The organism is Geodermatophilus sp. URMC 62, from assembly GCF_052931475.1.
In genome coordinates this window covers 2,665,073-2,675,875 of sequence record NZ_JBRFHY010000001.1, presented here as the reverse complement: position 1 = coordinate 2,675,875, position 10,803 = coordinate 2,665,073, and the positions used below count along the sequence as shown (strand labels likewise).

Here is a 10,803-nt window from a genome sequence, read left to right as displayed (position 1 = left end):
CTCCGGGGCAGGTCCCCCGGCGCCCCTTCGTGCTCTGCCCACTCCCGTGGGCAGAGCACGAGGTCGCGCGGGAGGGGTCAGAGCGGCTGCAGAGCGCGCCAGGCCTCCCAGGCGCTGGTGATCATCTGCCGCAGGTCGCGGGTGGCCCAGAAGCCCAGGTCCCGGCCGATCCGGTCGACGGCGGCGACCACCCGCGCCGGGTCGCCCGGGCGCCGGCCGGTCACCTCCGGGGTGGTGTCCCCGCCGGTGACCTCGCCGACGACGCGCAGCACCTCCAGCACGCTGCTGCCCTCGCCGCGGCCCACGTTGTAGGTGCCGCCCGGCCGGCCCGCGGCGAGCGCGCGGGCGGCGGCCACGTGCGCGTCGGCGACATCGGAGACGTGCACGAAGTCCCGCACGCAGCTGCCGTCGGGCGTCGGGTGGTCGTCGCCGAACAGCAGCGGCGGCCGGCCGGCGTCGAGGGCCTCGAAGACCAGCGGCACCAGGTTCGCCGTCCCCCGGTCGCCGAGCTCGGGGGCGGCGGCGCCGGCGACGTTGAAGTAGCGCAGGCTGGTCGCGGTCAGGCCCCAGACGGCGCAGTCGCGGAGCACGTCCTCCCCGGCGAGCTTGGTGCGGCCGTACGGGGACAGCGGGCAGCAGGCGGTGTCCTCGGCAACCCGGTCGGCGTCGGGCATGCCGTACACCGCGGCGCTGGAGGAGAACACGAAGCGGGTGACGCCCTTGGCCCGGCAGCCCTCGAGCAGCGCGACGAGCCCCTCGACGTTCTCGGCCCAGTAGCGCAGCGGGTCGGCGACCGACTCGGCCACCTGCTTGCGGCCGGCGAGGTGGACGACGCCGGCGACGCCGTTCTCGCGCAGCACCCGGCGGACCATGCCGCGGTCGCGGACCGAGCCGACCTCGAGCCGCACCTGCGGGAGGCCGGCCAGCCGCCCGGCGTCGCCGGTGGACAGGTCGTCGAGGACGACGACGTCCTCCCCGGCCGCCACCATCGCGTGCACGACGTGCGCCCCGACGTACCCGGCTCCCCCGGTGACCAGCCAGCTCACCTGCCCAGCCTGCCTGCTCCCCGCGCGACCCGCTTGCCCACGACCGGCCGTCCTGGGACCGTGCCGACCGCAGGACCCGAGGGAGGACCGCCGTGACCGACCAGGCCGTCACCGTGTACTACAAGCCGGGCTGCCCCTACTCGGCGAAGCTGCGGGCGAAGATGGCGCTGACCCGCTTCCCCCACCGCTCGGTGCGCTTCGCCGACGACCCGGAGGCCGCCGCCGCCGTCCGCGCCCACCACCCGGAGGGCTGGGAGGTCTCCCCCACCGTCGTGGTCGGTGGGCGGTACCTGACCAACCCCTCGCTGCGCGAGGTGCAGGAGGCGGCGCGCGGCTGACGGTCAGCCCGGGGAGCCGGCGGCCAGCCGTCCGGCCGCCGGACCGGTCAGCCGCCCGGCGGGCTGCCGGCGGCCGCAGACCGCGACCAGCAGGTCCTGCGCCCGGCCCTCGACGACCTCTCCGTCGCCGTAGGACCAGTCGGCGTCGGTGGCCCGCAGCCGGACGCCGTCCAGGTCGACGCCGAACAGCCGCAGCTGCTTCGGGCGCAGGCCGGAGAGCACCAGGGCGCACCGCTCCGGAGCGGCGTACCGGTCGTCGAGACCGAGCGCGACCGAGACGTCGAGACCGTGGATGACGTCGTGCGACAGCGCACCGAGCGGGCCGCCGCCTGGCGGGGACCACGCGGTGTCCACGTTGTCGCGCAGCGCGGCGACCAGCCCCTCCGGGCTCGTGCCGGCGGCGTCACGACGGGCGGCGCGGTCGGCGAACCGGTCGAAGCTCCCCCGGGCTCGCACCAGCCCGAGCAGCACCCGGCCGGTCGAGTAGCGGAAGGGCATCGTCGTGTGCGCGAGCACCTCCCGCACCCGCCACCCCGCGCACAGGCTCGGCGCGTCCCACTGCCCGTCGCTCAGCGAGGAGTACATCGCCACCTGCGCGCGCCGCTCGGCCGCCGTCGCCTTGCGGATCCCGTCGTCCGTCGTCACGTCGTCCCTCCCCGTCCTGTCCCGTCGCAGGATGGACCAGGCGCGTGGCCGGGACTCATCGGTCAGGCCGGCGGGGTCCCCTCCTCCAGCGCGCGGAGCCGCCGCTCCAGGGACGCGAGCCGGTCCTCGACGGCGGGTACCGGGTGGACCTCGGCCGGGGCGGGAGCCGGGGGCACGGCCAGGCCGGCCAGGGCCTCCGACAGCCGCCCGACCAGGGAGGCCGCCTCCTCGGGTGTGAGGTGCACGCTGCCCACGCACCGGTCGTCCCGCCAGAGACTGAGGGCGAGCAGGCCGGTCTCGGCGTGCGGCGAGACGCGGACGGCCCGGGTGCGGCCGCGGGCGCTCTCCCAGGTCCACCGGCCCGCGGTCGGCAACGGGACGACGCTCATCGCCGCAGCGTGGTCTCCCCGCACCGGCACGTCAACGCGAGCAGCCGTCCCGCAGGCCCGGAGGACCGCGCCGGTGAGCTGCTGCTTTCCGCCGCCGGGGCCGGGACCGACGTCCGGTTGGGCGGAGGAGACCGGGGTACGGCGGCCTCGAGAGGGGCGGGCCACCAGGGCTCCGCCTGCGCGAACAGGGGAGAACGGCCATGGCACTGCCCGACCGGGACTCGGTCCGGAACTGGGTCGGCATGACGGTGGTCGGCCGCGACGACGCCGAGATCGGCGCGATCACGCACCTGCTGGCCGACGACGAGACCGGCTCGCCGGAGTGGCTCTACGCCACCGTGGACGGCGAGACGGTCGTCGTCCCGCTGCTCGACGCGAGCGAGGTCGACGGCCGGGTGCGCGTGGTGGTCGAGCGCACCGCCGTCGTCGCGGCCCCGCGGTTCGGCGAGAGCCGCGAGCTGACCACCGACCAGGAGGCCCAGCTCTACCTCCACTACGGCATCCAGTACTCGACGGAGGCCTCGGAGAGCGTGCTGCCGGCCGCCGAGGCCGAGCCGGAGGTCGCGCCGCGCGACCCGGAGGCGGTGCCGGACACGCCCCCGCCGCCGGTGGCGCAGCCCGGTGACTCCGACTTCGGACTGGCCGAGCAGCCGCCGACGAGCGCGGCCGCGCGGGCGGCGCAGGTCGGCGGCGCGGTGGCCGCGCTGCTGGGCGTCGGGGCGGTGGTCTTCTCCACGGTCCGCCGCGGCCGGCGACCGGCGCGGCGGGGATCGCGGCCGGCGCGGCGGGCGTCCCGCCGGGCGGGCCGGGGCGCCGCGCGCGCGGCGCAGCAGGCGCGGCGGACCCAGCGGAGGACGGCGCGCCGGGCGGTCGCCGTCCCGGCGGCCGGCCGGGCGCGCCTGCAGCACCTGTCGGCGTCGGTCGCGCCCCTCGCGAGCACGACGGCCGCGCGCGTGGCGACGGCGTCGCGGGCGGGCACGCAGCGGCTCTCGGCGTCGGTCGCGCCCCTCGCGGGCACGACGGCCGGCCGGCTGGGGACGGTGTCGCGGACCGGCGCGGAGCAGGTCGGCCGCGCAACGGTCATCGCCGCGCAGCGGGCCGCCGCCGCCGGTCCGGTCGTGCGAGCACGTGCCGCCGCGGCGGCCGCGGCAGCCGCTCCGCTGCTGACGTCGGCGTCGTCGACCGCCCGCGCCCGGGCGGCGGAGGCCGCCACCGCGGCCGGTCCGCTGCTGGCGACGACGGGGTCGGCCCTGCGACGCGGCGTGGACGCCGGCGCGCAGAGTGCCAACCGGGCGCTGGACGCGGGCTCCGTGCTCGCGGTCACCGCCGCGTCCAAGGCGGCCGAGGCCGCCGCGGAGCTCGGGCAGTCGGGTCTGCGGGCGGCGATGCAGGCCGAGCGCCGGGTCGAGGAGGTCCCCAAGGCGGTGGCCAGGAGCGCGCACCGGGTGGAGAAGCGCGCCAAGCGGGCGGCCCGGCTGACCTCGCTGGGGCTGGGCATGGGCACCGGCTACGTCCTCGGCGCGCAGGCCGGGCGGCCGCGGTACGAGCAGATCGTGCAGGCGGTCGGCCGGGCCACCGGTCGCGCGTAGCGGCACGACGCGCTGCGACACCACGGCGGAGCGGCCGGGTCCCGCCGGGACCCGGCCGCTCCGGCGTCAGGCGCCGGACAGGTCCCGGCTGCGCTGCTCGGTGCCGACGTCGCCGTAGGGGTAGTCGGCGGCACCGGGCTCGCTGACGGCGTCGAGGCGGGCGGTCTCGGCGTCGTCCAGGACGAGGTCGACGGCACCCAGGTTGCCCCGCAGCTGCTCCGTCGTCCGGGCGCCGAGGATCACCGAGGTCACCGCGGGCCGGGCGGCGAGCCAGGCGAGCGCGACCTGCGCCATCGACGCCCCGCGCGCCTCGGCGACGTCCTGCACGGCCTCCAGCACGTCCCACGTGCGCGCCCGCCCGCCGACCCGGTCGTAGGCCTCCATGCCGCGGCCGGGGTCCTCACCGAGCCGGGTGGCGCCCTCGGGCCGCTGGTCGCGGGTGTACTTGCCTGACAGCCAGCCGCCGGCCAGCGGTCCCCAGGGCAGCAGCCCCAGGCCGTTGTGCAGGCAGGCGGGGACGATCTCGAACTCGATCTGCCGCACCAGCAGGCTGTAGGAGGGCTGCAGCGTGACCGGCACGGCCAGGTGCTCGCGCTCGGCGAGGTCGACGGCCTTCTGCACCTGCCAGCCGAGGAAGTTCGACAGGCCCGGGTAGGCGATCTGCCCCGCGTGCACCGCGTCGTCGAGGAAGCGCAGCGTCTCCTCGAGCGGGGTGTGCGGGTCCCAGGCGTGCAGCTGGTAGAGGTCGACGTGCTCGACGCCGAGCCGGCGCAGCGAGTCCTCCAGCGCGCGGCGCAGGTGCCGGCGGGAGTTGCCGACGGCGTTGGGCTCGGCGCCCATCGGCATCCGGCCCTTGGTGGCGAGGACGACGCGGTCGCGGACGTCGGCCGGCCGGGAGGCGAGCCAGCGCCCGACCATCTCCTCCGCGACGCCGGCCGAGTAGACGTCGGCGGTGTCGACCAGCGTGCCGCCGGCCTCGACGAAGACGTCGAGCTGCTCGTGCGCGCCGGCCTCGTCGGTCTCGGCGCCGAAGGTCATGGTGCCCAGGCACAGGGACGAGACCGCGCAGCCGCTGCGGCCGAGCGTGCGGTGCTCCACGACGGTGCTCCTGTCCTCGACGGTCACGTGCGCCACGCTGGCGGGACGGCGGGCGACACGGCCGACGCTGCCCCAGCCGACGGCGGGCCGCCACCGCTGGGACGTCCTCGGGCCGGCGGGACGCCAGAGGCCGTGGGCCCTGTCCTCGGCCGCCCGGTCGGCGCAGGGTCGGGCGCCCGTGTGGTCGGACCCGACCCGCCCGAACCCCTCCAGGAGGCCACCATGACCCCACGACGCACCGCCCGAGTCGCGGTGGTGGGCACCGCCGTCGTCGCCTCGGCCCTGCTGGTGTCCGGAGCCGTGGCCGGCGCCGACCCGGGCGGCGGCGGGGACGGCGACGTCCGCGAGGTGGTCCTCGAGTTCCACGTCGTCACGAGCCCGTTCAGCTATACCGACCTCGGCGAGCCGGGCCCCTCCGCCGCGGACGTCATCGTGTTCTCCGACCGGCTGCAGCGGAACGGCGCCGACGTCGGCCACGAGGTCGGCAGCTGCGTGGTGGTCGACCCCTCCGGGCTCTCGAACTGCACCGCGGTGGCGACGCTGGACGGCGAGGGGACCGTCGCCTACGCGTTCGAGAACGCGCCGCCGCCGGAGAAGACCCTGGCGGTCACCGGTGGGTCCGGCGACTACCGGACGGCCCGGGGCGACGGCGTCTTCCTCGAGCACGGGGACGGGACCGCGACGCTGACCCTCTCCCTCGTGCTCGGCTGAGCTCCCGCTCCCCCGGACGCCGGTCGGTGGAGGAGACGTCGTCTCCCCCACCGACCGCGCGGGTCAGCGGCTGCCGCCGCCGATCATCGGGTCGTCGCCGTCGGGGCGCACCCCCCGCTCGACGCCCTCGGTGGAGCTCGTGGCGGTGTACCCCTCGGGGTCGGACTCCGGGACCAGCACGTCGTCGCGCACCACCGCGTCCGGCGGCGGCTGCTCCACGACCGTCACCTCCTGCGGCTGGACGACACCCTCCGGCTGCTCGACCGGCCGGGTCTCCTGCTCCCTGCTGCCCGACGTGGCCGCGGCCGCGGCCGCCGCGACACCGGCCACGGCCGCGACGCCGGCGGCGACCGCCTTGCCCGAGACGCCGGCCTTGCCCTTGTCGCCGTGCGAGCCGTAGGCGTCACCCGTGGTCGGCGTGCCGACGTCGAGGTGCTCGTTGACCGAGCCGCGCCACGCGCCGCTGGCGTACCCCTGGTCCTCGATGAGCCGCTTGAACCGCTCGAGGTCGGACTCGGCCTGCCGCCCGACGATGCCGAGCTTGTCGCCCACCTGCTCCACGAGGCCCTCGGGCTCGTACTCGAGCTCCAGGTAGACGATCGTCGAGTTCGGCCCGGCGGGCTGGAAGCGGACCGCACCGGCGTTGGTCGCGCCGCTCGTGGCGGCCCAGGCGACCTTCTGGTCGGGCACCTGCTCCAGGACGGCGGCGTCCCACTCCCGCTTGACGCCGCCGATCTCGGCGACCCAGTGCATGCGGTCGTCGCCGAGCTGGCGGACCTCCTTCACCCCGCCCATGAAGTGGGGAAAGTCCTCGAACTGGGTCCACTGGTTGTAGGCCGTGGTCACCGGGACGTCGACCTGGATCGACTTCTCGACCTTGGTGGTCACTGTTCCTCCTCCGTTGCGGGGTGGTGGTCCGTGCTGCGTCCGGCGTTACCCCAGGTCAGGCGGTGCAAGCACGCGGCCGCCGTCGGTCCCTGCCGGGCAGACGTCGAGACCACCGGGGCCGCGGCGGCCCGCCCGTCGTAGCCTGGGAAAGATGAGCGTCGCGCCGCCGTCGACCGTCCGTCTCGAGTCCCGCTTCGCTCGGGACCTGCCGGAGATGGCGGTCCCGTGGCAGGCGGCCGACGCGCCCGACCCGCGGCTGCTCGTGCTCAACGAGCCGCTGGCCGCCGAGCTCGGCCTCGACCCCGCGTGGCTCCGCAGCGCCGAGGGCGTCGGCCTGCTGACCGGCACGGTCGTGCCCGAGGGCGCCGCCCCGGTGGCGCAGGCCTACGCCGGGCACCAGTTCGGCGGCTTCGTGCCGCGGCTCGGCGACGGCCGCGCGCTGCTGCTGGGCGAGCTGACCGACACCGGGGGCCGGCTGCGCGACCTGCACCTGAAGGGGTCCGGGCGGACGCCGTTCGCCCGCGGCGGCGCCGACGGCCTGGCCGCGGTGGGCCCGATGCTGCGCGAGTACGTCGTCAGCGAGGCGATGCACGCCCTCGGCATCCCGACGACGCGGTCGCTGGCCGTCGTCGCGACGGGCCGGCCGATCCGCCGCGAGACGCTGCTGCCGGGCGCCGTCCTGGCGCGGGTGGCGAGCAGCCACCTGCGGGTGGGGAGCTTCCAGTACGCGCGGGCCACGGGCGACGTCGACCTGCTGCGCCGCCTGGCCGACGTCGCGATCGCCCGGCACCACCCGGCCGCGGCCGACGCCGACGAGCGGTACCTCGCGCTGTTCGAGGCGGTGGTCGCGGCGCAGGCGTCGCTGGTGGCGCGGTGGATGCTCGTCGGGTTCGTGCACGGGGTGATGAACACCGACAACACGACGATCTCCGGCGAGACGATCGACTACGGGCCCTGCGCGTTCCTCGACGCGTTCGACCCGGCGACGGTCTACAGCTCCATCGACCACGGCGGGCGCTACGCCTACGGCAACCAGCCGATCGTCATGGAGTGGAACCTCGCCCGGTTCGCCGAGACGCTGCTGCCGCTGCTCGCCGACGAGCAGGAGAAGGCGATCGAACTCGCGGTCGGGGCGCTGGGCGGGTTCCGCCCGGCGTACAACGCGGCCTGGTCGGCCGGCATGCGGCACAAGCTGGGCCTGCCGGAGGGGCTGGAGGAGTCGGTGGCGACGGGCCTGATGAACGACCTGCTGAAGCTGCTGGCCGCCGACCACGTGGACCTCACGTCGTTCCACCGGTCGCTGTCGGGTGCGGCGCGGGGGGCGGCCGAGCCGACGCGGGAGCTGTTCCTGGACCTCGCGGGCATCGACGGCTGGCTGGAGCGGTGGCGGGCGCTGGCGCCCGACGCCGACGCGATGGACCGGGTCAACCCCGTCTACGTCCCCCGCAACCACCTGGTCGAGGAGGCGCTGCAGGCCGCGACCGACGGCGACCTGGCACCGCTGGAGCGGCTGCTCGAGGCGGTGTCGCGGCCCTTCGACGAGCGGCCGGGCCTGGAGCGCCACGCCGCCCCGGCGCCGGAGACCTTCGGCTCCTACACGACCTTCTGCGGCACCTGATCAGCTGACGACGGCGGGCGGCAGGCCACCGATGTCCCCGCCGCGACGCCGTCCGCAGCGCCGACAGACCCGCGCCCGTTCCGGCCCCTGCGGCCGTTCCTCGACCGGGTGGGCCTCCACCCAGGCGTGCAGGCCGAGCCGGCACGTGAACGGCTTCCTGGCCATGATCGGACGCTAGGCGCCGGCCCGTGCGGCCGACAGTGCCGATGGCCTCGGGGGAGCGCCAGTTCCGGGTGGGGCGTGTCCAGCCGCGCCGTCCTCCGGGACCGCGGTCAGGGACCCGTCGGCCAGGTCGCCCGGCTGGCGAGTGCGGCCCGGGCGTCGTCGGCGAGCCGACGGACGAGCTCCCCGGCGGGCAGGGCCTCGACCAGCGGGTGCCCCTGTCCGGCCCACAGGTTGACGCCGTCGGGGTCCCCGGCCTTCCTCGCGGCGGCACGCAGCGGCGTCGTCAGGTGGTGCACCTGCGGATAGGCCGCCGGGGCACCGGCGGTGTGCTCGGCGAGGAAGCGGTTGACCAGCCCGCGGGCGCGCCGGCCGCTGAAGGCCCGGGTCAGCGCCGTCGCCTCGTACGTGGTGAGCGCCTGCCGGTGCGCCGGGCTGGTGCCCGCCTCGGGGCAGCACAGGAACGCCGTGCCCAGCTGGGCCGCCTCCGCGCCGGCCACGAGCACCGCGGCCACCGAGGGGCCGTCCACGAGCCCGCCGGCGGCGACCAGCGGGAGGTCCACGGCCCGGTCGACCAGGCGGAGCAGCGTGAGCAGCCCGTACTCCCCCACCCCGTCGGCGTCGCCGAAGTCGCCGCGGTGCCCGCCGGCCTCGACGCCCTGCACGGTCAGCGCGTCGGCACCCCCGTCGCGGGCGGCCACCGCCTCCTGCGGCGTGGTGACCGTGACCAGCACCGTGGCGCCGGCGTCGTGCAGCGCGGCGACCATGTCGGGCCGGGGCAGGCCGAAGGTGAACGAGACCACCGCCACCCGCTCCTCGACCAGCAGGTCGACCTTCGCCTCCCAGGCGTCGTCGTCGGCGCGGGGCTCCCCCAGCTCCACGCCCCACCGCTCGGCGTCGGCCCGCAGCTCGTGGGCGTACCGGCGGACGGCCTCGTCGTCCCCGGGCGGTCCCGGGACGAAGACGTTGACGCCGAACCGCTCGCCGGTCAGGGCCCGGACGGCGCGCACCTCCTCGGCCACCGCCGACGGGCTCTTGTAGCCGGCCCCGAGGAACCCGAGCCCGCCGGCCTCCGACACCGCCGCGGCCAGCTCCGGCGTCGAGGGACCGCCGGCCATCGGCGCCTGCACGATCGGCCGCCGCAGCTCCAGCACCATGCCTGCCTCCCCGGCTCACGGGCGAACGCCGTCCCCTGCATGGTGCCGCAGCACGGCGTCTGCGCCGTCCCCTCCCGTCCGGGAGGACGCCCCGGGGATTCGGCGGCGGCACGAGTTGACGCGCGGGGGGCACTGGGTCAGGGTCGCCTGGCGGTTCCGGACCCGGTTCCCGACGCCGTCGGCGCCCGACCCGTCCGGGCACCGGGTCCCACGGCCTGAGGAGGAGTGCCCGTGCTGGTCGACGTGGTCGTCGAGGTCCCCAAGGGCTCGCGGAACAGGTACGAGTACGACCACCGGCTCGGCCGGATCCGGCTGGACCGGATGCTGTTCACCGCCACCGGCTACCCCGGCGACTACGGGTTCGTCCCCGACACCCTCGCCGAGGACGGCGACCCGATCGACGCGCTGCTCCTGCTCGCCGAGCCGACCTTCCCGGGCTGCGTGGTGCGCGCGCGGGTCATCGCGGTGTTCTGGGTGGACGACACCCGGGGCCCCGACGCCAAGCTGCTGTGCGTACCGGCGACGGACCCTCGGCAGCTGCACCTGCAGGAGCTCGAGGACGTGCCCATGCACCAGATCGCCGAGATCTGGCACTTCTTCGAGATCTACGAGGCACTGGCGCCGGACAAGTCGGCCGAGACCCGCGGCTGGGAGCGCAAGGCCCAGGCGATCGCGGCCCTGGAGGACGCCCGGCGCCGGTGGGTCGAGCAGTCCGCCGCTTCCGCCGGCTGACCGTCGTCCGGTGGAGATGGAGCTCGAGCTGGTGCCGATCCCGGTCACCGACGTCGACCGCGCGAAGGCCTTCTCCGTCGACCGGCTGGGGTTCGTCGAGGACGTCGACGTCCGGCCCGCCGAGGGCGTGCGGGTGGTGCAGCTGACCCCGCCCGGCTCGGCGTGCTCGATCGGCCTGGGCACCGGCCTGCCGGCGTACGACGACGCGCCGCCGGGGTCGGTCGAGGCGCTGCACCCGGTCGTCGCCGACATCGAGCGGGCCCGCGCCGAGCTGGTGGGCGCGGCGTCGGCGTGGGCGAGCTGGCGGACGTCGGTGGCGGCGTCGAGTACGCCGGGTTCGCCGACCCCGACGGGAACACCCTGACCCTGCAGGAGAGGCCCTGGCGCACCGGGGACGCGTTCTGGAGGACGCTTCCGAGGTCCTTGCCGG

Annotated in this window: 13 protein-coding genes; 6 read left to right on the top strand and 7 right to left on the bottom strand. The window is 76.6% G+C overall.

Annotation, left to right across the window (positions count from 1 at the left end; genetic code table 11):
- Positions 1 to 77: 77 nt before the first annotated feature.
- A complete protein-coding gene (gene galE, locus ACU616_RS12930) occupies positions 78 to 1,046 on the bottom strand; it encodes a UDP-glucose 4-epimerase GalE (RefSeq protein ID WP_446758865.1) in 969 nt (322 codons plus the stop codon).
- A gap of 92 nt (positions 1,047 to 1,138) precedes the next feature.
- Here galE and ACU616_RS12925 point away from each other — a divergent pair, with 92 nt between their 5' ends.
- Complete coding sequence (locus tag ACU616_RS12925; RefSeq protein ID WP_446758864.1) at positions 1,139 to 1,384, top strand: glutaredoxin family protein; 246 nt, start codon at positions 1,139 to 1,141, stop codon at positions 1,382 to 1,384.
- 3 nt (positions 1,385 to 1,387) lie between these two features.
- On the opposite strand, the gene ACU616_RS12920 is transcribed toward ACU616_RS12925, so the two are convergent.
- Both ACU616_RS12920 and ACU616_RS12915 read right to left on the bottom strand, forming a co-directional pair.
- The gene (locus ACU616_RS12920; protein WP_446758863.1) at positions 1,388 to 2,029 is read right to left on the bottom strand and encodes a maleylpyruvate isomerase family mycothiol-dependent enzyme; all 642 of its coding nucleotides are present in this window, start codon (positions 2,027 to 2,029) and stop codon (positions 1,388 to 1,390) included.
- Positions 2,030 to 2,091: 62 nt separating this feature from the next.
- Positions 2,092 to 2,418 carry a hypothetical protein gene (locus ACU616_RS12915; RefSeq protein WP_446758862.1) on the bottom strand — a complete coding sequence of 109 codons (327 nt, stop codon included), beginning with the start codon at positions 2,416 to 2,418 and terminating at the stop codon, positions 2,092 to 2,094.
- Positions 2,419 to 2,618: 200 nt separating this feature from the next.
- Between ACU616_RS12915 and ACU616_RS12910 the strand changes: the two genes are divergently transcribed.
- Positions 2,619 to 4,007 carry a PRC-barrel domain-containing protein gene (locus tag ACU616_RS12910; protein WP_446758861.1) on the top strand — a complete coding sequence of 463 codons (1,389 nt, stop codon included), beginning with the start codon at positions 2,619 to 2,621 and terminating at the stop codon, positions 4,005 to 4,007.
- A gap of 66 nt (positions 4,008 to 4,073) precedes the next feature.
- Here ACU616_RS12910 and ACU616_RS12905 read toward each other — a convergent pair whose 3' ends face one another.
- Positions 4,074 to 5,132 (bottom strand): aldo/keto reductase, encoded by a 1,059-nt coding sequence (locus ACU616_RS12905; RefSeq protein WP_446758860.1) that lies wholly within the window; start codon positions 5,130 to 5,132, stop codon positions 4,074 to 4,076.
- A 195-nt stretch (positions 5,133 to 5,327) separates the two neighbouring features.
- Between ACU616_RS12905 and ACU616_RS12900 the strand changes: the two genes are divergently transcribed.
- Positions 5,328 to 5,816 (top strand): hypothetical protein, encoded by a 489-nt coding sequence (locus ACU616_RS12900; RefSeq protein ID WP_446758859.1) that lies wholly within the window; start codon positions 5,328 to 5,330, stop codon positions 5,814 to 5,816.
- A gap of 63 nt (positions 5,817 to 5,879) precedes the next feature.
- Here the strand turns inward: ACU616_RS12900 and ACU616_RS12895 are convergent, their stop codons facing one another.
- The gene (locus ACU616_RS12895; protein ID WP_446758858.1) at positions 5,880 to 6,704 is read right to left on the bottom strand and encodes an SRPBCC family protein; all 825 of its coding nucleotides are present in this window, start codon (positions 6,702 to 6,704) and stop codon (positions 5,880 to 5,882) included.
- Between the two features lie 151 nt (positions 6,705 to 6,855).
- On the opposite strand from ACU616_RS12895, the gene ACU616_RS12890 reads away from it, so the two are divergent.
- Positions 6,856 to 8,322, top strand: a complete 1,467-nt coding sequence (locus ACU616_RS12890) for a protein adenylyltransferase SelO (RefSeq protein ID WP_446758857.1) — start codon at positions 6,856 to 6,858, stop codon at positions 8,320 to 8,322.
- Here ACU616_RS12890 and ACU616_RS12885 read toward each other — a convergent pair whose 3' ends face one another.
- Entirely contained in the window at positions 8,323 to 8,487 is a 165-nt protein-coding gene (locus ACU616_RS12885) for a hypothetical protein (protein ID WP_446758856.1), read from the bottom strand.
- A gap of 107 nt (positions 8,488 to 8,594) precedes the next feature.
- Entirely contained in the window at positions 8,595 to 9,641 is a 1,047-nt protein-coding gene (locus ACU616_RS12880; RefSeq protein WP_446758855.1) for a nitronate monooxygenase, read from the bottom strand.
- Positions 9,642 to 9,872: 231 nt separating this feature from the next.
- Here ACU616_RS12880 and ACU616_RS12875 point away from each other — a divergent pair, with 231 nt between their 5' ends.
- A complete protein-coding gene (locus ACU616_RS12875; RefSeq protein WP_446758854.1) occupies positions 9,873 to 10,373 on the top strand; it encodes an inorganic diphosphatase in 501 nt (166 codons plus the stop codon).
- Positions 10,374 to 10,383: 10 nt separating this feature from the next.
- Positions 10,384 to 10,737, top strand: a complete 354-nt coding sequence (locus ACU616_RS12870) for a hypothetical protein (RefSeq protein WP_446758853.1) — start codon at positions 10,384 to 10,386, stop codon at positions 10,735 to 10,737.
- Positions 10,738 to 10,803 lie beyond the last annotated feature (66 nt).

Excerpts from the sequence above, each read along its gene's own strand:
- ACU616_RS12915 (WP_446758862.1), bottom strand. The coding sequence starts at position 2,418 with ATGAGCGTCGTCCCGTTGCCGACCGCGGGCCGGTGGACCTGGGAGAGC.
- ACU616_RS12910 (WP_446758861.1), top strand. The coding sequence starts at position 2,619 with ATGGCACTGCCCGACCGGGACTCGGTCCGGAACTGGGTCGGCATGACG.
- ACU616_RS12900 (WP_446758859.1), top strand. The coding sequence starts at position 5,328 with ATGACCCCACGACGCACCGCCCGAGTCGCGGTGGTGGGCACCGCCGTC.
- ACU616_RS12890 (WP_446758857.1), top strand. The coding sequence starts at position 6,856 with ATGAGCGTCGCGCCGCCGTCGACCGTCCGTCTCGAGTCCCGCTTCGCT.
- ACU616_RS12885 (WP_446758856.1), bottom strand. The coding sequence starts at position 8,487 with ATGGCCAGGAAGCCGTTCACGTGCCGGCTCGGCCTGCACGCCTGGGTG.
- ACU616_RS12880 (WP_446758855.1), bottom strand. The coding sequence starts at position 9,641 with ATGGTGCTGGAGCTGCGGCGGCCGATCGTGCAGGCGCCGATGGCCGGC.